The sequence below is a fragment of the Kitasatospora sp. NPDC087314 genome, from assembly GCF_044744365.1.
In the GTDB taxonomy this organism is placed as follows: domain Bacteria; phylum Actinomycetota; class Actinomycetes; order Streptomycetales; family Streptomycetaceae; genus Kitasatospora.
Window position 1 is genome coordinate 1 of record NZ_JBIUYE010000019.1, and the last position, 21,427, is coordinate 21,427.

At 73.8% G+C, this 21,427-nt stretch carries 17 protein-coding genes and 1 pseudogene; 9 read left to right on the forward strand and 9 right to left on the reverse strand.

The window, feature by feature from the left end; translation table 11 throughout:
* Window positions 1–156, forward strand: a pseudogene (locus tag ACIO5E_RS33635) (aminopeptidase P family protein); the annotation flags it as partial.
* Window positions 153–2,945 carry a LuxR C-terminal-related transcriptional regulator gene (locus tag ACIO5E_RS33640; protein ID WP_400675344.1) on the forward strand — a complete coding sequence of 931 codons (2,793 nt, stop codon included), beginning with the start codon at window positions 153–155 and terminating at the stop codon, window positions 2,943–2,945. The pseudogene ACIO5E_RS33635 and the gene ACIO5E_RS33640, both read left to right, overlap by 4 nt.
* A gap of 11 nt (window positions 2,946–2,956) precedes the next feature.
* On the opposite strand, the gene ACIO5E_RS33645 is transcribed toward ACIO5E_RS33640, so the two are convergent.
* The gene (locus tag ACIO5E_RS33645; protein WP_400675347.1) at window positions 2,957–3,874 is read right to left on the reverse strand and encodes an LLM class flavin-dependent oxidoreductase; all 918 of its coding nucleotides are present in this window, start codon (window positions 3,872–3,874) and stop codon (window positions 2,957–2,959) included.
* Window positions 3,875–4,215: 341 nt separating this feature from the next.
* Here ACIO5E_RS33645 and ACIO5E_RS33650 point away from each other — a divergent pair, with 341 nt between their 5' ends.
* A complete protein-coding gene (locus tag ACIO5E_RS33650; RefSeq protein WP_400675349.1) occupies window positions 4,216–6,330 on the forward strand; it encodes a phosphocholine-specific phospholipase C in 2,115 nt (704 codons plus the stop codon).
* Between the two features lie 152 nt (window positions 6,331–6,482).
* Here ACIO5E_RS33650 and ACIO5E_RS33655 read toward each other — a convergent pair whose 3' ends face one another.
* Together ACIO5E_RS33655 and ACIO5E_RS33660 are read right to left on the reverse strand one after the other, a co-directional pair.
* Window positions 6,483–8,378: a sensor histidine kinase gene (locus ACIO5E_RS33655; RefSeq protein ID WP_400675351.1), complete on the reverse strand. Its 1,896-nt coding sequence runs from the start codon at window positions 8,376–8,378 to the stop codon at window positions 6,483–6,485.
* On the reverse strand, window positions 8,368–9,084 hold the full coding sequence (locus ACIO5E_RS33660) for a response regulator transcription factor (protein ID WP_400675353.1): 717 nt from the start codon (window positions 9,082–9,084) through the stop codon (window positions 8,368–8,370). Before ACIO5E_RS33660 ends, ACIO5E_RS33655 begins: the two co-directional genes overlap by 11 nt.
* 229 nt (window positions 9,085–9,313) lie before the next feature.
* Here ACIO5E_RS33660 and ACIO5E_RS33665 point away from each other — a divergent pair, with 229 nt between their 5' ends.
* Window positions 9,314–10,279, forward strand: coding sequence for a M20/M25/M40 family metallo-hydrolase (locus tag ACIO5E_RS33665; protein ID WP_400675356.1), 966 nt, complete (start codon window positions 9,314–9,316; stop codon window positions 10,277–10,279).
* A 25-nt stretch (window positions 10,280–10,304) separates the two neighbouring features.
* Window positions 10,305–11,729 (forward strand): M1 family metallopeptidase, encoded by a 1,425-nt coding sequence (locus ACIO5E_RS33670; RefSeq protein ID WP_400675358.1) that lies wholly within the window; start codon window positions 10,305–10,307, stop codon window positions 11,727–11,729.
* 66 nt (window positions 11,730–11,795) lie between these two features.
* Here the strand turns inward: ACIO5E_RS33670 and ACIO5E_RS33675 are convergent, their stop codons facing one another.
* Window positions 11,796–12,761 (reverse strand): NAD-dependent epimerase/dehydratase family protein, encoded by a 966-nt coding sequence (locus tag ACIO5E_RS33675; protein WP_400675360.1) that lies wholly within the window; start codon window positions 12,759–12,761, stop codon window positions 11,796–11,798.
* Between the two features lie 202 nt (window positions 12,762–12,963).
* On the opposite strand from ACIO5E_RS33675, the gene ACIO5E_RS33680 reads away from it, so the two are divergent.
* Both ACIO5E_RS33680 and ACIO5E_RS33685 read left to right on the forward strand, forming a co-directional pair.
* On the forward strand, window positions 12,964–13,971 hold the full coding sequence (locus tag ACIO5E_RS33680; protein ID WP_400675362.1) for a cytochrome c oxidase assembly protein: 1,008 nt from the start codon (window positions 12,964–12,966) through the stop codon (window positions 13,969–13,971).
* A gap of 72 nt (window positions 13,972–14,043) precedes the next feature.
* On the forward strand, window positions 14,044–14,676 hold the full coding sequence (locus ACIO5E_RS33685; RefSeq protein WP_400675364.1) for a YdcF family protein: 633 nt from the start codon (window positions 14,044–14,046) through the stop codon (window positions 14,674–14,676).
* Window positions 14,677–14,701: 25 nt separating this feature from the next.
* Here the strand turns inward: ACIO5E_RS33685 and ACIO5E_RS33690 are convergent, their stop codons facing one another.
* From ACIO5E_RS33690 to ACIO5E_RS33705, 4 genes are all read right to left on the reverse strand, one after another.
* Window positions 14,702–15,934, reverse strand: a complete 1,233-nt coding sequence (locus ACIO5E_RS33690) for an RICIN domain-containing protein (protein ID WP_400675366.1) — start codon at window positions 15,932–15,934, stop codon at window positions 14,702–14,704.
* Between the two features lie 246 nt (window positions 15,935–16,180).
* The gene (locus tag ACIO5E_RS33695) at window positions 16,181–18,403 is read right to left on the reverse strand and encodes an NADP-dependent isocitrate dehydrogenase (RefSeq protein ID WP_400675368.1); all 2,223 of its coding nucleotides are present in this window, start codon (window positions 18,401–18,403) and stop codon (window positions 16,181–16,183) included.
* 166 nt (window positions 18,404–18,569) lie between these two features.
* On the reverse strand, window positions 18,570–18,926 hold the full coding sequence (locus ACIO5E_RS33700) for a DUF4180 domain-containing protein (RefSeq protein ID WP_400675370.1): 357 nt from the start codon (window positions 18,924–18,926) through the stop codon (window positions 18,570–18,572).
* Between the two features lie 71 nt (window positions 18,927–18,997).
* Window positions 18,998–19,426, reverse strand: coding sequence for a helix-turn-helix domain-containing protein (locus ACIO5E_RS33705; RefSeq protein ID WP_400675372.1), 429 nt, complete (start codon window positions 19,424–19,426; stop codon window positions 18,998–19,000).
* Window positions 19,427–19,662: 236 nt separating this feature from the next.
* Here ACIO5E_RS33705 and ACIO5E_RS33710 point away from each other — a divergent pair, with 236 nt between their 5' ends.
* Both ACIO5E_RS33710 and ACIO5E_RS33715 read left to right on the forward strand, forming a co-directional pair.
* Window positions 19,663–19,971, forward strand: a complete 309-nt coding sequence (locus ACIO5E_RS33710; RefSeq protein WP_400675374.1) for an SAV_915 family protein — start codon at window positions 19,663–19,665, stop codon at window positions 19,969–19,971.
* Entirely contained in the window at window positions 19,968–20,312 is a 345-nt protein-coding gene (locus ACIO5E_RS33715; RefSeq protein ID WP_400675376.1) for a hypothetical protein, read from the forward strand. Before ACIO5E_RS33710 ends, ACIO5E_RS33715 begins: the two co-directional genes overlap by 4 nt.
* Before the next feature lie 31 nt (window positions 20,313–20,343).
* Here the strand turns inward: ACIO5E_RS33715 and ACIO5E_RS33720 are convergent, their stop codons facing one another.
* Window positions 20,344–21,207, reverse strand: coding sequence for a DMT family transporter (locus ACIO5E_RS33720; RefSeq protein WP_400675378.1), 864 nt, complete (start codon window positions 21,205–21,207; stop codon window positions 20,344–20,346).
* Window positions 21,208–21,427 lie beyond the last annotated feature (220 nt).

Genomic DNA, 21,427 nt, shown 5'->3' on the forward strand with positions numbered 1-21,427 from the left:
CAGAGCGACGACCTCACCGTCCCCGAGGAATACCGCGGCATCGGCATCCGCATCGAAGACGACATCCTCGTCACCGACAACGGCAACGAAAACCTCTCCACCACCCTCCCCCGCACACCCGACCAGGTCGAAACCTGGATGGCGACGCTGCGATGAGCAGGCGCAGCCCGCTGGTGGAGCAGGTCTGCGGACAGCTGCGGCAGGGCGGCGCGGTGGCGGTGGTCGGGCCGACCGGGTTCGGCAAGTCCGAGGTCCTGGACGCCGTGAGCACCCAGTGGCAGGCGGCCGGGGAACCGGTGGTCCGGCTCAGCTCGGCCCCCGCCGACGCGCACATCGCCTACGCGCCCCTGGTGGACCTGTTCGCCGTCTGCCCGGCCGAGGTGTCCGGCCAACTGTCCGATCTCCAGCGCTCGGCGATGGATTGGGTGCTGCGCCGCGTCGCCGGGCCCGAGCCCGATGCCTCGACCTTCCGGGTCACGGTCCTGTCCTGCCTGCAGGCGTGGGGGCGCCGGGCCCGGCCGCTGCTGGTCGCCGACGACGTGCACTGGTGGGGGCCGGGCAGCCTGGACGTGTTCGGCTTCGCCGCACGACGCAGCCGCGGCAGCGTGTCGCTGCTCGCGGCGCTGCGCCCCGACGGCCCGTCGCCGCACGACGTCCTGGGCGGCGGCGCGGTCGAGATCGGGATCCCCCCGCTCAGCCCGCAGGAGTCGGCGGCCATCGTGCGCTCCTACGGGCTCCCGCTGCGGACCGCCGGCCGGATCCACGCCGCGACGGGCGGCAATCCGCGTCTGGTCTCGGACATCGCCTGCGGACTGGCCCGCGCCGGGACGTCCGCGACCGCGCTGGACGTCCGGCCGCTGGCCCCGCACGCGCGCAAGGCGACGCACGCCTGGCTGGCCGATCTCGCCGAACCGGTGCGCCGGGTCCTGCTGTTGGCGGCGCTCGCGGCGGATCCGTCCCTCGACGCGATCCGCCGCGCCGCCGGTGTGACCGCCGACGCGGCGCTGGCGGCCGCCGAGGCGGCCGGGCTGATCCGGGTGGCCGACGGGGCGGTGCTCTTCCCGGCGCCGGTCGTGCGGGAGGGCGTCATCGCCGAGGCCGGCGGCGAGGCCGTGGGCCGTGCCCACCGCGCCCTGGCGGAGGTCTCGGCCGGAGCCGACGACCGGACCTGGCACGAGGCCTCCGCGCTGGCCCCCGCCTCCAGCGCCCCGCGCCTGGTCCCCGGGCTGGCCGACGCCGCCGCGGCCGCGCGCGAGCGCGGCGACCGCGCCCGGGCCGCCGAGTTCGGCCTGCTGGCGGTCGACCGCGCCGACGGCACCCGGTCCGACCTGCTGGTCGAGGCCGCCCGGGACGCCGCGGCCGCCGGGCGCCTCGACCTCGCCTGGACGGCCCTGGACCGGCTGGAGCGGACCCAGGCCGGGCCCGCGGCGTCGGCCCGGGCCCGGATCGCCGTCGTCGACGCGGCCGGGCGGGGCGCCGCGCTGCTGGCGGACGTCGCCGCCCAGGCCCTGGCCGACGCCACCGCCGCCGGCGAGCCGATGCTGGTCTCGGCGGCGCATCGGCGGCTGGCCTGGAGCACGCACGTGAACCGGGGCTACCCCATCGAGGCACTCGCCCACGCCCGGCACGCCGTGACGTGGGCGGAGCGGGCCGGCGACCGGGCCGGACACGCGGCCGCCGTGACCCTGGCCGCCCGCATCCAGCAGGGCCGGGGCCTGACCGGCGACGCCGGGGCGTTGCGTCTCGTGCTGGAGTCGGGCGGGGAGATCGGGCTGGGTGGGGCCGGCGGGTCCGGCCGGGCGAACGGGTCGGGCGGCGTGTTCGCCTCGGCCGGACCGGACTGGTCGGCCGGGGGCAGTCGGATCGACGACGACCCGCGGTGGGTCCTCGTCCGCTTCGCCCTGCTGGACGACCGACTCGGCGAGGCCGGCCTGCTGCTCGACGAGCTCACCCGGACGCTCGGACGCGACGGTGGCCCCGCCGACCTGAGTCGGCTGGTGGGCATCGCCGTGCAGATCCACGCGCACAGCGGGGAGGGTCACACCGCGCGCGAGGAGGCCGGCCGGCTGCTGGACCTGGGCCGCGAGCTGGGCGCGGCCCCCGGTCCGCCCTGGTACGCCGCGGCGACCGCCGAACTCGCCGGCGGGACCCTGGAACAGGCGCTCGCGTACGCACGGCTCGGCCTGTCGGCGTCGGAGGAGGAGGCGGACATGGTCTTCGTCGCCCAGTGCCTGCAACTGACCGGCATGACGCGGCTGCTCCTGCGGGACACCGCCGGCGCCCTGGCGGACCTGCTCCGGGTCCGTGAACTGGCGCGGGACCTGGCCATCGGGGATCCGGCGGCGATCCGCTTCGACGCCGATCTCGCCGAGGCCCTGGTCTCGGCCGGGGATCTCGACGCGGCGGCGCGGACGGTCTCGGCGGCCCGGCACCGGGCCGAGGAGCTGGGACGGCGGGGCGTACTGGCCTCGCTCGACCGCGCCGAGGCGCTGTGCCGCACCGCGACCGGCGACTTCGGCTCGGCCGAGGAACTGCTGGTCCGGTCCCTCGACGCGTTCGCGGAGTTGGGATACCCCCTGGAGTGCGGCCGGGTGCTGCTGACGCATTCGGCCGTCGAACACCGACGCAGACGCCCGGCCCGCGCCCGGGAGTTGCACGCGCGGGCCGAGGAGGTGTTCCACCAGGCGGGGGCGCCGTTGTGGGGGCCGGGCCGGCCGGAGCAGGCCGGGACGCCGTCCTGGCTGGCCGGACTGACGGACGCGGAGAAGCGGATCGCCGAGCTGGTCGCCGAGGGGTACGGCAACCGGGACATCGCGGCCGCCCTGTACGTCAGCGTCAAGACCGTCGAGGCGATGCTCACCCGGATCTACCGCAAGTTCGGGGTGCGGTCGCGGGTCCAGCTGGTGGCGCTCGCCCGCAAGGACGAGCGCCACCAGGGCCGATGACCGCGGCCAGGTCAGGCGCGAGCGCGGTTCGCCGGCGCGATCTGCTCGAGGACGTGCGCGGGAGTGGCGAAGTGCCCCGACTCGCGCGGGTAGTGGACCACGATGTCGGTGAAGCCCAGCTCCGCACAGCGCCCCGCGACGTCCTCGAAGGACTGCGCCGACTGCATCGTCGGCAGCGGCGAGAACCCGGTCAGCAGCGTCCGGCGCAGCGACTTCGGGTCGCGGCCCTCCTGCTCGCACGCCGTGTCGAGTTCCGCCATCCGGCGCGCGAGGATGCGCCAGGTCGACGCCTCGGTCCGCTCGACGTCCCTCGGCCCGTCCGCGTCGTCGGTGGCCACCCACGACGCGCCGTACCGCGCCACGGTCCGCATCCCGACCGGGCCGCTCGCCGCCAGCACGAACGGCACCCTGGGCCGCTGCACGCAGCCCGGCTCCATCCGGGCGTCGATCGCGTCGTAGTACCGGCCGCGGAAGGTCGTTCGCGGCCGGCCCTCGGGACCGGCGGTCAGCAGCAGGTCCAACAACTCCACCGACTCGCGGAACCGGCCGCCGCGTTCCCGCACCGACCAGCCCTTCCCGTCCTCGCCCTGGCCGACCACGGTGGCGTCGTTGTCGATCGAGCCGGCGCCGAAGCCGAGGACGAACCGGCCCTCGCTGATGGTGTCCAGCGTGAGCACGTCCTGTGCGAGCGGCACCGGATGCCGGTAGTTCGGCGAGGACACCAACGTCCCGAGCCTGAGCCGCGAGGTCACCACGGCAGCCGCGGCCAAGGTGGGAACGGCCCCGTACCAGGCGCCGTCCGGCAGACCCGCCCAGGTGATGTGGTCATAGCTCCAGGCGGTGTCGAACCCCAACTCCTCCACCCGCCGCCACATCGACACCGCCTCCTGGAACGGACGGTCGGGCAGGATACAGACGCTGATACGCACAACGGACTCCAGACGGTGATCGGTTTCTCCTCCGTCCCTGATACCCAGGCCCACCCCGATCCACCTGCGCCTCCTGTGCCCCGCCGGATTTCCTGACCGCTGCCAGCCCACGGGGGGAAGGCGGCCTCCCCCAACGGCCCGCGCCCCGCGCCCCACGGCCCGCGCCGCAGGGCCCGACGCGCGGCCGCCCGCCGGGATCCGGCGAAGTTGGCTGAACAGGAATTGGTCGAACGCTCATGCGGCGTTCGCCGGAGCACCGTGTACGGCCCGGTCGTTGCGCCTATGTTCGAACCTTCTTGGCACCCGTACACCTGTGCACCCGAGACAGGAAAGGACATCACGTGGCCTCCATCGACCGACGCCGATTCCTCCAGCTGGGCGGCGCATCCGCCGCCGCCGCCGGCCTGGCGGCGTTCCCGCCCGTGGTCAGCAAGGCCCTGGCAATGCCCGCGATCAGCAGGACCCGGTCGATCGAGGACGTCGAGCACGTCGTCATCCTGATGCAGGAGAACCGTTCCTTCGACCACTACTTCGGCACCCTGCGTGGCGTGCGCGGGTTCGACGACCCACGCCCCACGCTGCTGCCGAACGGGAAGCCGAACTGGCGCCAGCCCGCCGCCGGGGTGAAGACCGGCCGCTACCACGACCGCGGCCTGCCCGCCTCCGAGCAGGAGGTGCTGCCCTGGTACATCGACCCCGGGAACACCACCGAGTACCAGGCCGGCACCGACCACGGGTGGAGCAGCGGCCACCTCGCCTGGAACGAGGGGCGCCACGACCAGTGGGTGAACCAGAAGCAGGACGTCATGACGATGGGCCACCTCAAGCGCCAGGACCTGCAGTACCACTTCGCCCTGGCCGACGCCTTCACCGTCTGCGACGCGTACTTCTGCTCGGTGCACGCCGACACCGCCCCCAACCGCATCTACCTGTGGACCGGTACCGGCGACCCGCGCAACGCGTACGGCCGCAAGCCGAACGGGCCGGGCCTGTGGGAGCGCAACAACACCAACGGCTACACCTGGACCACGTACCCGGAGCGCCTGGAGGCGGCCGGCGTCAGCTGGAAGCTGTACCAGGGCGGCTCCGGCGAGCCGGGCACCCCCACGGACAACTACACCGACAACTCCCTGATGTTCTTCGAGCGGTTCCAGGTCGCCGAGGGCGCGTCGGGCCCGCTGGTGGACAAGGGCGCCACCGACCACACGCTCAAGGAGTTCCGCGCCGACGTCCAGCAGGGCCGGCTGCCGCAGGTCTCCTGGATCGTCCCGCCGTACAAGTACAGCGAGCACCCGTCCGCCACGCCCACCGACGGCGCCTACTACATCAACCTCGTGCTGGACGCGCTCACCTCCAACCCCGAGGTCTGGGGAAAGACCGTCTTCCTCATCGACTACGACGAGAACGACGGCCTGTTCGACCACGTCGTCCCGCCGATGCCGCCGGTCGTCAGCGGCCCGGGCGGCCAGGGCATGGTCTCCCGCAGCCTGGAGGCGAGCCTCGGCGACGAGCTGCTCGACCTCGGCAAGTACCCGGGCGAGATGAGCCCGCTGGTCCCCGGCGCCGATCCGGGCGGCCTGCAGCCGATCGGCCTGGGCCCGCGCGTGCCGCTGCTGGTCATCTCCCCGTGGTCGCGCGGTGGTTGGGTCTGCTCGGAGACCTTCGACCACACCTCGGTCCTGCGCTTCCTGGAGGCCAGGTTCGGCATCGCGGAGCCCAACATCAGCGCCTGGCGCCGTTCGGTCTGCGGCGACCTCACCTCGGCCCTCGACTTCTCCGGCGCCGACCCGAAGCCGGTCTCGATCCCGGTGCCCGCGCCGATCGCCTCGCAGGGCAAGCCCTACCAGGTGCCGCTGCCCCAGCAGATGCCCACCCAGGAGCGGGGCACCCGGCCGGCCCGCGCCCTCCCCTACGACCTGCGGGTCAACGAGGACGAGACGGACACCCCGGGGCAGTTCCGGCTGGAGCTGGACAACTGGGGCGACGCGGGTGCGTGGCTCTACGTCTACGACCGGACCGCCCCCAAGGCGGCCCCCCGCCGCTACACCATCTCGGCCTACGACAACTTCAGCGACTTCTGGCCGCTGACGGACGCCGGCGGCTACCACCTCGCCGCCCACGGCCCGAACGGTTCGCTGCAGGAGTTCGAGGGTGAGATGCGCGCCGAGTTGGTCGCGCGGTTCACCCCGCACGGCACCAGGGTGAAGGTCCAGGTCCGCAACAACGGGGAGGCGACCCGCACGGTGACCGCCGCCGACGCCTACGCGAAGGGCCCGTCCGCGCCGGGCCACCGCATTCGCCCCGGCGACTCGGCGCAGTTCACCTTCGACGTGGACGCCCACAGCCGCTGGTACGACATCACCGTCGCCGCCGTGGACGGACCGGCGTTCCGCCGCCGCTGGGCCGGCCACCTGGAGAACGGCCGCCCCGGCACCAGCGACCCCGGCCCGCGCTGACCCGGTCTGCCCCGACCACGCCCGTGCCCCGTCGCCGAGCGGCGACGGGGCACGGGCGTCGGTGCGGGCGCGGGCCGGGGCAGAGCGCCGGCCCGGGTCAGTCCTCCGCCAGGACGCGTACGCGGCGCCGGGCGGGGAACCCGATGCGCGGGTCAGGGCGATCGGGAGTCCCGCACGATGCCGGTACAGGTACGGTCCTCCGGGCCGCGGGAGCCCGACGGCAGCCGCATGGTGAACACCGACCCCGCGCCCGGGGTGCTCGCCACGTGGACGCCGCCGCCGTGGAGTTCGGCGAGCTTGCGGACGATGGCGAGGCCGAGACCGCTGCCGCCGGTCTGGCGGTTGCGGGACTTCTCGGCCCGCCAGAAGCGCTCGAACACCAGCGGCAGGTCCGCCGCGGCGATGCCGGTACCGGTGTCGGCGACCTCGATGAGCAGGGCGCCGGCCCGGGCGCGGGCCCGCAGGGTGACCGCGCCGCCCGCCGGGGTGTGCCGGACGGCGTTGGCGACCAGGTTGCCCACCGCCTGACGCAGGCGCACCGGGTCCGCGAAGACGTCCACGCCGGCTGCGGCGCCGACCGGCTCGACGGCCAGGGCCACGCCGGACGCCTGTGCCTGCGCTCCGTGCGCGGTGGCGACCTGCGCCAACAGGTCCTCGACGTCGACGGGTTCGCGGTACAGGGCCAGTTCGCCCGCGTCGGCGGCGGCGAGGTCCCGCAGGTCGTCGATGAGGTGCTGGAGCAGCAGGGCCTCTTCGAGCAGGGAGCCCGTCAGGGCCCGGTCAGCGGTGGCGACCCCGTCCTCGACGGCCTCCAGCCAGCCGCGGATGTTGCTCAGCGGGGTGCGCAGCTCGTGCGCGATGTCGCCGACCATCGCCTTGCGCAGGTCCTCCAGTTGCCCGCGCCGTTCGGCCATGGCGTTGAAGGCGGCGGCGAGTCCGGCGATCTCGTTGCGGCCGGTCACGGTCACCCGGGCCGAGAGGTCCCCGTCGGCCATCCGCCGGGCCGCGTGGGTGAGCGCGTGCAGCGGCCTGGAGAGCCGTAGTCCGACCGTCACCGTGATCGCCACGGTCACCACCAGCACCAGGGCGGCCACCTCGGTGACCCGCCCGGGGTGGGCGGAGGTCAGCACGGGGGCCGCGCCCCCGGCGCCGACCGGGGCGCCGACGAACAGCAGCACGGGCGGCGCCACGTACTGGACGAGCTGCTGCCGGCGGGCGTTGGTGAGGCAGGCGGAGGTCACCTGGTCCTGGTGCGGGTCGCCGGACGGGGTCCCGTCCGGCCCCAGGGTCAGGGTGACGGGACGGATCTGCTGGCGTGCCAGGCAGGCGTTGACGAGGCCGGTGAGGTCGGCGAGGGCGGCCGTCTCGGTACGGGTGGGAGCGTTCACCACCACGGGGGCCACACACCGCACGCCGAGGGCACGGTCGTCGGCGGTGCGCAGGTGCGGCCGCCCGGCGGGGTCGTCGGTGACGGTCACCTCGATGCCGAGCGCCGTGCGCAGACAGTCCGCCTGCTTCACCAGGCCGTCCTCCAGCGCCGCGCGCTCGGCCGGGGTCAGCCGGAACGGGCCCACCGCGCGGGCGTCGATCCGGTCGCTCGGCGCGCCGGGCAGCATGGCGAGGTCGACGGAGAGCGGGTCGACGATGGTGGTGGGCGTACGGGGCAGGGCCACCCGCTCGACGGCCTGGCCCTGGGTGGCAGCCGTGCCCGACCCGGCGGACGCAGCGGGGGCGGGGCCCGCCGCGGAGTCGATGACCGGTTCGAAGCGCGGGGTGGCCAGCACGATGCGCTGCCCGGTGGCGGCCGCGAGCCGCCGCACGGTCTCCTGCGCGCCGTTCCAGTCGGGGTGGGTCGCGGCGTAGCCGAGCAGTTCGTGGTAGATCCGGGTCTGGTCCGCGAGGACCTGGGTCTGCTCCTGCTTGATCGCGCCGGTGGTGGTGCGGGCGGCCAGCCAGGCCGTCGCGGCGATGGAGCAGAGGGAGACCAGCGCGGAGAGCGCGAGCAGTCGGACCGTCAGGCTGCGGCGCAGCGGGGTGTCACGACGCAAGGCGCGGTTCCTCCGCGAGCTTGTAGCCGATGCCGTACACCGTCAGGAGGCTGACGGGGCGGCGCGGGTGCGGTTCGATCTTGCGGCGCAGGTTCATCACGTGGGTGTCGACGGTACGGGTGGTGATGTACCGGTCGATGCCGTGCAGGTGTTCCAGCAGCTGGGCGCGGGTGAAGACCCGGCCCGGCTGGGCGGCCAGCACCTCCAGCAGCCGGAACTCGGCGGGGGTGCAGCTGACGGGCCGTCCGTGGGCGGTGACCTCGTGGCGCAGGGGGTCGACGGTGAGGGGCCCGACGCTCAGTGCGGTCGCCGGCGCGGCGGCGTCCCGGGGAGGGGCCGTCGGGGAGCCGCGGCGCACCAGGGCGCGGACCCGGGCGACGAGTTCCCTGGGGCTGTAGGGCTTGGTGAGGTAGTCGTCGGCGCCGAGGTCGAGGCCGAGCAGCAGGTCCTCCTCGGCGGAGCGGGCGGTCAGCATCAGCACCGGCAGGGCGGACTCGGCGCGCAGGACGCGGCAGACGTCGAGGCCGTCCAGGACGGGCATCATCACGTCCAGGACCAGGAGTTGTGCCGGGCCGCGGCGGGCTTCCTCCAGCGCGGCCCGGCCGTCGTGGACGACGACCACGTGGTGCCCTTCACGTTCCAGGTACAGGCGGATGAGGTCGGCCTGCTTGGGATCGTCCTCGGCGACCACGACATGTGCGCACATACGGATGATCGTAGAGCGCCCGCGAACGGCTCTCGACCTGGCCGTCGGGCCGGGCCGGCGGTCGGGGTCCGCACCAACCCGGTACGAACCATGCCACTTCACCACCACTTCCAGATCATGCTCCGACCGCTTCCCGACCGCTTCCTGACAACTTCCTGACACCGACCGGCCAGTGTGGCGGGATCCGCCGGGGGGCGAACCCCCCGGCCCCGCTCCGAAAGGTCCCCGCGTGAAGTCGTCCTCCCGCCTGCTGCCCCTCGCCGCCCGCGCCCTCGGGGCGGCCCTGGTCCTGTCCACGGTCCCCGTCGCCGCCACCACCGTCGCCGCCACCACCGTCGCCGCCACCACCGCCTCGGCCGCGTCCGTCGAGGGCGTGCGGGCCCCCGCCGCCCCGACCGTCTCGGAGCAGGACGTGATGCCGCACCTGCGCGCCCTGCAGCGGATCGCCGACCGCAACGGCGGCAACCGCGCGCACGGCACCCGGGGGTACGCGGAGTCGGTGGCGTACGTGCGGCACGCGCTGGACCGGGCCGGCTTCCACACCGAGCTGCGCCGCTTCGACCACGGCGGCGAGGCCGGCTACAACCTGATCGCCGACTGGCCGGGCGGCGACCCGAACCACGTGCTGCTCACCGGCGCCCACCTGGACAGCGTCAAGCAGGGCCCGGGGATCAACGACAACGGCTCCGGCTCGGCGGCGGTCCTGGCCACCGCCCTCCAGGTGGCCGAGGCCCGGCTCAAGCCCGCGCGGCACCTGCGGTTCGCCTGGTGGGGGGCCGAGGAGGTCGGGCTGGTCGGTTCCGCCGACTACGTCAAGGGCCTGTCCGCCGACGACCGCAAGGCGATCGACCTCTACCTCAACCTCGACCAGGCGGGCAGCAAGAACACCCAGCAGTGGTTCGTGGTGAAGGACGGACAGCAGGCCGACAGCGCGGCCGGGCAGGCCTTCGAGGGATGGTTCGCCGCACACGGCCACGCCACCTTCGACGTCGGCGTGGGCGGCTCGGACAACGAGTCGTTCGGCAAGGCCGGCATCCCCTCCTCCGGCTTCAGCACCGGCATCTCGGACTGCATCCACGAGGCCTGCGACAACCTCGCCAACGTCGACCCGGCCACGGAGGCCGTCAGCACCAACGCCCTGATCGGCGTGGTGTGGCAGCTCGCCGCCACCACCCCCGCCGCCACCCGGCCCTGACCACCCGACACCCCAGGAGGCACAGATGCGCAGCATACCGACGACCCGCCGCCGGACCGCCGCCGCGCTGGCGACCGCGACCGCCCTCGGCGTCGCCCTGACGGCCCTGCCCGCCTCGGCCGCGACCGGCATCGGGGACCCGTACTTCCCCGACGACGGCAACTCCGGCTACGACGTGGGGCATTACGACGTCCGGATCGCCTACGACCCGGCGCGCACCGACCACCTGGACGGCGACACCACCGTCACCGCCCGGGCCACCCGGGCGCTGGAGCGCTTCAGCCTGGACCTGAAGGGCTTCACGGTCGCCTCGGTCACCGTGAACGGCGCGCCGGCGAAGGCGTTCTCGCGCTCCGGCGAGCACAAGCTGGTCGTCGTCCCGGCCCAACGGGTCGCCCGGGGAGCCACGTTCGCCGTCCGGGTGACGTACGCCGGCACGCCCGACCCCGAGGGCTGGCACACCCTGACGGACGGCGGCGCGAACGCGGCGGGCGAACCGCACTCCGCGACCTCGTGGTACCCGTCCAACGACCACCCGTCCGACAAGGCCACCTTCGCCCTCACCGCGACCGTCCCCGACGGCTGGACCGCGATCGGCAACGGCCTGCCGGGGCCGACCACCACCGACAACGGCACCACGACCTTCCGCTGGCACGAGGACCGCCCGATGGCGACGTACCTCAGCACGGTCGCCATCGACCGGTTCACCGTCCGCCGGGCGCAGCTGCCCGACGGCAAGCCGGTCATCTCGGCGTACAGTCCGGGCGTTGAGATCGACGCGGCCCTGGATGCCGCGCAACCGGAGATCCTGGCCTTCCTGGCCTCGAAGTTCGGCCCGTACCCGTTCTCCTCTGCGGGCTCGATCGTGGTCGGTCCGGCCACGACGCCCAGCCGCGGCGCGGGGGCCCTGGAGACACAGAGCCGGCCGACGTACAAGGAGATGATCTCCGACGAGGGGGTGGTCCACGAGAGCACCCACCAGTGGTTCGGCAACAGCGTCTCGTTCACCGACTGGCGTGACGGCTGCATCGCCGAGTGCTTCGCCCAGTACGCCAACCAGTTGTGGGACGAGCACAAGGGCGCCGACCTGGACACCGGCTTCTACGCCCACACGGTCGCCGACAACAAGGACAACCCCTCGTACTGGTCCACGAAGCTGTACGACCCGGGGAAGGGCAGGGAACTCGACCCCGCCCTGTACTTCAAGGGCTCCCTGATGCTGCACGCCCTGCGGCGCACCGTCGGCGACGACGCGTTCTTCGCCACCCTGCGCCGCTGGACCGCCGACCACGCCTACGGAAACGCCTCGTTCCCGCAGTTCGAGGCGCTGGCGGCGCAGGTGTCGGGCAAGGACCTCAAGGGCTTCTTCGACGCCTGGGTCCACGGGACGACGGTCCCCGCGAAGGAGTACCTCTACCCGGGCGCCCTGGCCGCCCTGGCCGGCCGGTAGCCCTCCCCGGGCCGGTGCGGCTCCGGACGGAGCCGCACCGGGTTCGCCCCGGCGAACACGGGCCGGCTACGAGCCGACGGCGAGCCCGAGCGCCCGGCGGTACCAGGGCGCGGCGGCGGGCAGCCCGGCGAGGGGTCCGGGGCCGGGCGGGCAGGCGGCGCGGCGCCAGACGTCGTCGCTGCGGTACCAGTGGTCGCGGGCGATCAGGGCGAACTGGCGCTCGGAGACCCGGCCGGGAGTGGCGGCGAGCAGCCGGCGGCACTCCTCCCAGGGCGTGTCCGGACCGTCCAGGGCGGGCAGCAGGCCGAGCCCGGCCAGCGCGCCGAGCAGGTCGCCGGCCCGGACCGGCTCGGGGTGGCTCGCATGGTGGACGCCGGGCGGGACGACGTGCTCGTCCAGGGCGAGGGCGGTGATCAGCCGGGCCAGGTCGGCACGGTCCACCACGGAGAGCCGGGCGTTCCCGCCCGCCCAGGGCACCGGCACCCGGCGGACCAGATCGGCCAGCGCGGGCACCACCCAGCGGTCGCCCGTCCCGGTCACCAGGCCGGGCCGCAGCACGACGGCGCCGGCCGCCAGCGCGACGCGTTCCCCGAGCAGTCGGGTCCGGCTGGCCTCGGAGACCGGGGCGGCCGGTATCTCGTCGACCCCTATGCCCGCGTGCGGCCCCTCGCCGTAGACCGCCGTCGTCGACAGGTGGACGATCCGGCGCACCCCGGCCCGGGTCGCGGCGGCCGTCACCGCCTCGGTCCCGAGCACGTTCACCGCCTCGCACTCCTCGGCGCCGCCGGAGACCCGGGAGGCCAGGTGGAGCAGCACCTCGGCGCCCTCGCAGAGCGCGGCCAGCGCCGCCTCGTCGGCGAGGTCGCCCGGCACCCAGGTGGTGGCGCCGCGCTCCGCCGGCACCGCGCGGGCCAGCGCGCGCACCCGCGCGCCGCGGGCGGTGAGGGCGGCCAGCACGGCGGAGCCGATGAAGCCGGTCGCCCCGGTCAGGGCGACCGTGGTCCGCCCCTGGTGTTCCTGTCCCGCCGCCATGGCACCGTCCCTCCCCGTCGACCGGCCGACCAGTCTATCCAGCCGTCGCCCACCCGGCGGCCACCCGTACGGAGGGGGCGGGGCACGGCCCGAGGTAAGGCCCGCCTAGGCTGTATGCCAAGCAAAACGGGCGAACCGGACCCTCCCCAGGGGCCACGAGGACGGAAAGCAGGGCCCCCCGATGGGCGACGGAATGTCAGGCATGCACCACCACGGCGGGATGACCCAGCTAGGCCCGTTCACCCTCTCCAACGTCTGGACCTGGTCCCCCGACTGGGTGTTCCTGCTGGGCGGTCTGGTCGCCCTGGCGCTCTACGCGGCGGGCGTGGTCCGGCTCCACCGGCGCGGCGACCGCTGGCCGATCGGCCGGATGGTCGGCTGGGCGGCCGGTGTCGGCTCCATGATCCTGGTCACCTGCACCGGGCTGAACGACTACGGCATGGTGCTGTTCAGCGCGCACATGATCCAGCACATGGTGCTCTCCATGCTGACGCCGATCCTGATGCTGCTGGGCGCCCCGATCACGCTGGCGCTGCGCGCGCTGCGGCCGGCCGGCAAGGGCCGCCCGCGCGGGCCGCGCGAGCTGCTGGTGGCGCTGCTGCACAGCCGGTACGTCCGGGTGGTCTCGCACCCGGCGTTCACCATCCCGCTGTTCATCGCGAGCCTGTACGGGGTCTACTTCACCCCGCTGTTCGACTTCCTGATGCAGTACCGCGCCGGGCACATCTTCATGATGGTGCACTTCCTCCTCACCGGCCTGGCCTTCTTCTGGCCGATCATGGGCGTGGACCCGGGCCCGCACCGCCCCGGCCACGTGATGCGGATCATCGAGCTGTTCATGGGGATGCCGTTCCACGCCTTCTTCGGCGTGGCGGTGATGATGGCCGCCCACCCGCTGGTCACCACCTTCACGGTGGAGGGCGCACCACCGGGCACCGACCTCCTGGAGGACCAGAAACTGGCCGGCGGCATCACCTGGGCCTTCGGTGAGATCCCGACCGCGATCGTGCTGATCGCGCTGGTGTACCAGTGGATGCGCTCCGAACAGCGGCAGGCCCGCCGCAGCGACCGCGCCGAGGAGCGCAGCGGCGACGCCGAGCTGGAGGCGTACAACGCCTACCTGGCCTCGCTGCACAAGCGCGGTCCGCGCGCGGCGGCCCCCGCCGCCACCCCGGCCGCCCCCGTGACCCCGGCGGCCGACGCGGGCTGAGCCCGCCGCCGCCCGCTGCGGAACCCCCGTTCCGGTCCGGAACGGGGGTTCCGCTGTAGACGTTCGGATGGTATGCACGCTCTGCTGATCGTCGCCGCCCTGCTCTGCGGGTACGTCCTGCTCTGGCTGCTCGGCTTCCTCGGCTGCGCACTGCGGCAGCGACGCCGACCCGTCCCCGCCGGGGCCGACTACCTGGTCGTCCTCGGCGCCGCGCTGGACGGCTGCGAGCCCGGACCATCGCTGGCGGCCCGGCTGGACGCCGCACTGGAACGTCTCACCGCCGAGGAGGCCGCGGGCCACACCCCGCTGCTGCTGGTCACCGGCGGGAAGGGCCCGCACGAGGAGTGCACCGAGGCCGCCGCGATGGCCCGCTACCTGGCCGCCCGGGGCGTCCCGGCCGACCGGATCCGCCGCGAGGAGCGGGCCGTGAACACGGTCGAGAACCTGCGGTTCAGCGCGGCCCTGATGGCCGCCGAACGGACCGGCTACCGGTGCACGGTCGTCACCAGCGGTTTCCACACCGTACGCGCCGCCCTCGCCGCCCACCGGGCCGGCGCCCCCGCCCGGGTGGTCGGCGCGGACGGACTGCTCGCGCACGGCCCGTACGCGCTGCTCCGGGAGGCGGTCGGGACGGCGCTGGCCTACCCGCGCGCCAACGGCGCCGCCCTCCTGCTGCTGACCGGGACCGGGGCCCTCCTGGGCTAGGTCCAGGCCCCGGACACGCCGGCTCCTACTGGAGACTCCACTGCTGGTTCCAGCCGTTGTTGCAGGTCCAGACGCCCAGGGCCTTGGCGTCCTCGTCGTAGGTCAGGCAGTCCTGGTCGGTGATCCGGATCTGGTACTGGCCGTCGCCCTGGCCGACGAGCTGCCACTTCTGCTCGTCGGCGCCGGTCCACGGCTTGGCGTCGGCGACGTAGCCCTTGGTGTTCTCGGTCAGCGCGAGGCCGGACACCGCACTGGTGATCTTGTAGCGGCCGTTGCCCACCGCGGCGAACCGCCAGCCGGTGTTCTTGGGGCCGCTGCTGCCGGCGAGGATCGAGGGGCCCGACGCGGCCCCGGTGGCCACCGGGCCCCGGCCGGTCTTCACCTTCGGGTACAGCAGGCCGGTCACGGTGTCACCGCCGCCACCATCGCCACCCTGGTGCGCGGGGACGCCGGGGGTGGCGGGGGTGCCGCCCGTGCTGACGCCCGGCACCGTACCGGGCTTGGCGGGGACGCCCGGGGCGGGGGTGCCGCCCGTGCTGACGCCCGGCACCGTACCGGGGGTACCGGGGGTCACGGGGACACCCGGGGTGCCGGGGGTCCCCGCGATGTCGGCCGGGATCTCGCGGGCCGGGAAGTGGATGATCCGCTTGCTGTCGGTGCAGCGGATCAGCACGCAGGACCGGGTGGTGCTCACGGTCCGGTCGGAGTCGTTGCCGACGAAGGCCCAGTTCCCGAAGCCGCCGTCGCCCTTGTTGGTGAAGGTCGAGTCGCCCGCGAAGACCCAGATCCGGAAGTCGTCGTAGCCGGCCGGGCCACCCTCCGAGTCGTGGTGCTCCAGCTTCACGGTCTGATCGATCAGCACCCCGTGCATGTCCGCCTCGTAGACGTTGCGGAACCAGATGGTGTCGTAGAGGTCGGTGCCGTCGTACTTGAACACCATGACGTTGAACCCCGGTGCCGCAGCGCTCAGTTGGCTGGCCATCCCCTGGGTGAACGCCGCGTTGTCGGCCTGCGCGGTGCGGGCCGCGCTGCGGAAGGCCCCGATCATGGTGCCGATGGAGTTGATCAGCGCGCTGTAGCAGTTGCCGTTGCCGATGTTGGCCGGCCCGCCGACTCCCGGTTCTATGCCCGGGCAGTCGGTCGCCGCCGAGGCCTGCTGCGGCACGGCCATCAGGCCGGTCGCGGCCAGAGCCGTCAGCAGGGTGCCGGCGACGGCCCGTTGGGTGACCCTGGTCGTCCGGCGGGAGGAAACGCGCATGCTGAAGTGCCCCGATCATTCGGCGTGGTGACGTCCGCCTGCGGATCCGCAGCGGAGAAACGGTTCTTCGGATGTTAGGGCCGCTCAGAGACCCCGCCCAGGGTCCTTGACGGCTCCCTGACGGAGCACTTCGATCTTCTTCCGGCCGGGCCCGGCCGGATCCTCGGGACACGCCCCGAAAACGCGGGGAGGCCCCCGGGTCCAGTACGGACCCGGGAGCCTCCCGGTGCGTCAACTCCCCTGATATCAGGCGAGGTTGGCGAGCGCCTCGTTGAAGGTCTTCGACGGGCGCATCACGGCCGCGGCCTTGGCCGGGTCGGGCTGGTAGTAGCCACCGAGGTCGACCGGCGAGCCCTGGACGGCGATCAGCTCGTCGACGATGGCCTTCTCCTGCTCGCCGAGGGTCCTGGCCAGGCCCTCGAACGCCTGGGCCAGCGCGGCGTCGGCGGTCTGCTTGGCCAGCTCCTGGGCCCAGTACAGGGCCAGGTAGAAGTGGCTGCCGCGGTTGTCGATGCCACCGAGGCGGCGGCTCGGCGACTTGTCCTCGTTGAGGAAGGAACCGGTGGCGCGGTCCAGGGTGTCGGCCAGCACCTGGGCGCGGGCGTTGCCGGTGCTGGTGGCCAGGTGCTCGAAGCTGGCGGCCAGCGCGAAGAACTCGCCCAGGCTGTCCCAGCGCAGGTAGTTCTCCTTGACCAGCTGCTGGACGTGCTTCGGGGCGGAGCCGCCGGCGCCGGTCTCGAACAGGCCGCCGCCCGCCATCAGCGGGACGACCGACAGCATCTTGGCGCTGGTGCCCAGCTCCAGGATCGGGAACAGGTCGGTCAGGTAGTCGCGCAGCACGTTGCCGGTCACCGAGATGGTGTCCTCGCCGCGGCGGATGCGCTCCAGCGAGAACGCGGTGGCCTCGACCGGCGACTTGATCTCGATCTGCAGGCCGGTGGTGTCGTGCTCCGGCAGGTACTTCTTGACCTTCTCGATCAGGACGGCGTCGTGGGCGCGGTTCTCGTCCAGCCAGAACACGGCCGGGACGCCGGTGGCGCGGGCGCGGGTGACGGCCAGCTTGACCCAGTCCTGGATCGGCAGGTCCTTGGTCTGGCAGGCGCGGAAGATGTCGCCCGGCTGGACGGCCTGCTCCAGCACCACGTTGCCCTCGGTGTCGACCAGGCGGACGGTGCCGGCCGCGGCGATCTCGAAGGTCTTGTCGTGGCTGCCGTACTCCTCGGCCTTCTGGGCCATCAGGCCGACGTTCGGGACCGAGCCGATGGTGGCCGGGTCCAGGGCGCCGTGGGCACGGCAGTCGTCGATGACGGCCTGGTACACGCCGGAGTAGCTGCTGTCCGGCAGCACGGCGAGGGTGTCGGCCTCCTGGCCGTCCGGGCCCCACATGTGGCCGGAGGTGCGGATCATGGCCGGCATCGAGGCGTCGACGATGACGTCGCTCGGGACGTGCAGGTTGGTGATGCCCCTGTCCGAGTCGACCATCGCCAGGGCCGGGCCCTCGGCGAGCTCGGCCTCGAACGAGGCCTTGATCTCCTCGCCCAGGTGCGGCACGCCGTCCAGGCCGTTGAGGATGCCGCCGAGGCCGTTGTTCGGGTCCAGACCGGCGGCGACCAGCGCCTCGCCGTACTTGGCGAAGGTCTTCGGGAAGAAGGCGCGCACCACGTGGCCGAAGACGATCGGGTCGGAGACCTTCATCATGGTGGCCTTGAGGTGCACCGAGAACAGCACGCCCTCGGCCTTGGCACGGGCGACCTGGGCGGCCAGGAACTCGCGCAGCGCGGCGACGCGCATCACCGAGGCGTCGACGACCTCGCCGGCCAGCACCGGCACCTTCTCGCGCAGCACGGTGGTGGTGCCGTCCTCGGCGACCAGCTCGATGCGCAGCGCACCGTCGGCGGCGACCACGGCGGACTTCTCGGTGGAGCGGAAGTCGTTCTCACCCATGGTGGCGACGTTGGTCTTGGAGTCGGCCGACCAGGCGCCCATGCGGTGCGGGTGGGTCTTGGCGTAGTTCTTCACCGAGGCGGGGGCACGGCGGTCCGAGTTGCCCTCGCGCAGGACGGGGTTGACGGCGCTGCCCTTGACCTTGTCGTAGCGGGCGCGGACGTCCTTGTCCTCGTCGGTCTGCGGGTCGTCCGGGTAGTCCGGCAGCGCGTAGCCCTGCGCCTGCAGCTCGGCGATGGCCGCCTTGAGCTGCGGGATGGAGGCCGAGATGTTCGGCAGCTTGATGATGTTGGCGCCCGGGGTCTTGGCGAGCTCACCCAGCTCGGCGAGGGCGTCCTCGATGCGCTGCCCCTCGGCGAGACGCTCCGGGAAGCTCGCGATGATCCGCCCGGCCAGGGAGATGTCGCGGGTCTCCACGCGCACACCCGCCGTCGAGGCGTATGCCTGGACAACCGGCAGGAACGAGTAGGTCGCCAGGGCCGGAGCCTCGTCGGTGTGCGTATAGATGATGGTCGAGTCAGTCATCGGTACTCCGCTTCACGTCTCCAACGTCTTGACGTCAAGATATCTCGTCACGGGCCCCCAGCTCCACCTCCCCCCGCCCCGGAGCACGCACCGGGGCGGCTCGGGGGCGCACCGGCGGTCAGCTCCACCGTGGTCCCGAGGCGGGTGCGGGGCAAGCGGAGGGCGCTCAGACCTCGGCGAACCGGGCCGCCAGCTCGGCCTCGTCGGCGAGGAACCAGAGCTGCCGGCCGCGGTTGCTCTCCCGGACGAAGTCGCGCAGGGCGTCGCTCGCCGCGATGTGGTCGGCGACGTCGCCGAGGACGACCAGGCCGACCCGGTAGTTGACGAACTTCTGCACGATGCCGCCGGCGACCCGGGTGCGCAGCGCGAAGAAGTCCGGGTGCAGCCGGGCGGCGGGGACGACCACCCAGGAGGCGCCACGGCCGAAGGCGTCGCCGATCACGTCCATGGCGTCCTGCTCCTCGCGGATCAGCGCACCCTCCGCGGGCAGCCTGAGGACCGTCGTGCCGTACTGCTCGGACATTGCCGTTCTCCCTGGTCGAGTCGATGGGTGGACGAGGTCGGTGCGCGCGTGCGGCCGGTGCGTGAACGAGGTCAGTACGTGGCCGAGGTCAGCGTGTGGACGATGCCGAGCAGCGCCGCGGTGTCGGCCGGATCTCCGAGGACGACGACCCGCAGAGTCTCCCGCTCCGGGTCGTGGACGGTCTCGACGTGCAGCGGCCGACCGCCCTCGCGCGGTCCGGCGATCGCGGCCAGCACGGCGGTGGTCAGCCGGTCGGCGCCGGCCCGGTCGACGTTCTCGATCCGGACGACGGCGGACACCTCGGCGCGCGCCCGGTCGACACTCGGCGTGGCCGGAGCGGCCGGGGCACCGGCGAAGGCCTCCAGGTCCGCGCGGGCGATCCGGTACTGCTTGCCGATCCTGGTCGCGGCGAGCCGGCCGTCGCGGATGTAGCCACGGACGGTGCGCACGTGCAGACCGAGCAGTTCGGCCACCTGTTCCACCGAGTAGTACTGCGCCACCTGCAGCCATCCTCCCTGATGTCCCTATCATCACGGACCATACCATCCGATAGGGATGTTTACGGAAGGATAGGGAGTTGAGTAGTCCAATCGGGTGAGTCGACCGTCAGGACTGCGTCAACGCACCACCCCATTCGGTCAACGCCGCGTCAGGACCGGCGACGACCGGCGGAACCCGGCCTAGCGTCGAAGCAGCAGTTCCGGCAGGCACCACCACCCCACCCGGGAGCACCCGCATGGCCCGCGTCGTCTGGCACGTTCCGGTCACCGTCTCCAGCACCGGCACCACCACCGCCCTCCGCCTCTTCCGCCTGCGCCACGGCCGCCGCTGCGCCGTCGGCTTCTCCAGCCCCGAGTCCCTCGCCGCCCTCCTCGGACCCGACCAGGCCTTCACCGAGCTCGGCGAACCCGCACTGCGCGCGCTCGTCGCCCCACTCGGCGTCGACACCCTCGTCCTGGACCCGCGCATGGTCGCCCCGCCCGCCACCACCCCGACACCCGTCGTCCCCGCCCCCGCCCCGACCGCACAGCTCCAGCACCGGTGACCGCCCTCCAGCTGGTCTCCGACGATCCGGACCCCGAACCGGAACGGCCCGAGCCGGCCCGGGCGCTGCACGCGCTCGCCCGGGTCAGCTACGGGCCGATCCCACTCGACTTCGATCGGCTGGCGGCGGAGCACCCGGCCGTCCAGGGCGGGCTCGCCCTCGCCGGCGACGCCGACCTGGAGCTCCGCCTCGCCTGCACCGGCCCCGAGGAGCTACGGGCGGTCGCCGCCGCCCTGCAGCGCGCAGGCGCCGCCAAGGTCAAGGTCGACCTGGTGCTGCGCGCCCTCACCCCGACACCCGTCGTCCCCGGCCCGGTCACCCTGCGGCCGGTGCCCTCCTGAACAAGCCCCACCCACCATGTGCCGGTCGGTCTTACTCGCGGGCCAGGGCCGCGATCGCGGCGAGCAGCAGCGCCGAGCCCGCCAACAGGCCAGCGGTGAGCGGCTCTCCGAGCAAAACCGCTCCCATCACGGCCGCCGTCGCCGGTTCCAAGAGGACCAGCACGGCGGCCGTGGTGCCCGGGACGACACTCAGGCCGGTGAAGTACCACCGGTAGGCGAGCAGCGTCGGCACCGTCCCGAGGAACAGCAGCGCGCCGCCGGTCACCGCCGGGTGGCCCTCGGTCGGCAACAGGCCCTGGACGACCGCCAGCGGCAGCAGGCAGAGCAGCCCGGTGGTGAACGCGCCCGTGCTGGCGCGCGCCGAACCGCCGCCCCGGGCCCACAGGGTCAGCCCGCTCTGCCCGGTGCCCGCCAGCACGGCCAGCGCGACTCCCAGGGCCGGGCGCGGCCCCGCCGCCGGGGCGGCCACCAGCAGCGCGAGGCCGCCCAGTGCCAGCCCGACGGCGAGGACGGCCCGGCGGGTGAGGCGCTCGCCCAGCAGGACGTGCCCGCCGAGGCTGGTCAGCACCGGCCCGGCGCCGATCGTGATCAGCGTGCCCAGCCCCAGGCCCGCGTACTGCACCGAGCCGAAGTAGGCGCACTGGCTGACCGCCAGGCCGAGCCCGGTCAGGACGGCGGCGCCCCGCCGGGCGGGCTCGGCCGCCCGACCGCCGGACGGCAGCAGGGCCAGGCAGAGCGCCGCGACGGCGAAGCGCCAGAAGGAGACGGCCACCGGGCCGAGGCCGCTGGTGCGCAGCAGCAGCGCGGCCACGGCACCGCCCACGCCCCAGGCGACGGCGGCGGCCGAAATGGACAACAGGCCGTGCCGGAAGGGCACGGCGGCGTACGAGGTCATGCGTCGGTACTCCACGATGAGATGCCGGATGAGGTCCGCGGGGTACGCGGGCGGCAGCCAGCGCCCCGGTGGCCGCGAGCTGGCCGACCGGCCGGGGTGGGTGGAGTGCGCCGCCCGCTAGCGGGCCGGCGGCGGAAGGATCACATGACGCACGGGGCCAGCCTACGCCCGCGCCCGGTCGCCCGGCCGGGCGCGGGCGGCGTCCCGGTCCGGCCTGATC

Excerpts from the sequence above, each read along its gene's own strand:
- ACIO5E_RS33700 (WP_400675370.1), bottom strand. The coding sequence starts at position 18,926 with ATGTCCGAGCAGTACGGCACGACGGTCCTCAGGCTGCCCGCGGAGGGT.
- ACIO5E_RS33690 (WP_400675366.1), bottom strand. The coding sequence starts at position 15,934 with ATGCGCGTTTCCTCCCGCCGGACGACCAGGGTCACCCAACGGGCCGTC.
- ACIO5E_RS33640 (WP_400675344.1), top strand. The coding sequence starts at position 153 with ATGAGCAGGCGCAGCCCGCTGGTGGAGCAGGTCTGCGGACAGCTGCGG.
- ACIO5E_RS33680 (WP_400675362.1), top strand. The coding sequence starts at position 12,964 with ATGCACCACCACGGCGGGATGACCCAGCTAGGCCCGTTCACCCTCTCC.
- ACIO5E_RS33670 (WP_400675358.1), top strand. The coding sequence starts at position 10,305 with ATGCGCAGCATACCGACGACCCGCCGCCGGACCGCCGCCGCGCTGGCG.
- ACIO5E_RS33720 (WP_400675378.1), bottom strand. The coding sequence starts at position 21,207 with ATGACCTCGTACGCCGCCGTGCCCTTCCGGCACGGCCTGTTGTCCATT.
- ACIO5E_RS33695 (WP_400675368.1), bottom strand. The coding sequence starts at position 18,403 with ATGACTGACTCGACCATCATCTATACGCACACCGACGAGGCTCCGGCC.
- ACIO5E_RS33710 (WP_400675374.1), top strand. The coding sequence starts at position 19,663 with ATGGCCCGCGTCGTCTGGCACGTTCCGGTCACCGTCTCCAGCACCGGC.
- ACIO5E_RS33685 (WP_400675364.1), top strand. The coding sequence starts at position 14,044 with ATGCACGCTCTGCTGATCGTCGCCGCCCTGCTCTGCGGGTACGTCCTG.
- ACIO5E_RS33660 (WP_400675353.1), bottom strand. The coding sequence starts at position 9,084 with ATGTGCGCACATGTCGTGGTCGCCGAGGACGATCCCAAGCAGGCCGAC.
- ACIO5E_RS33675 (WP_400675360.1), bottom strand. The coding sequence starts at position 12,761 with ATGGCGGCGGGACAGGAACACCAGGGGCGGACCACGGTCGCCCTGACC.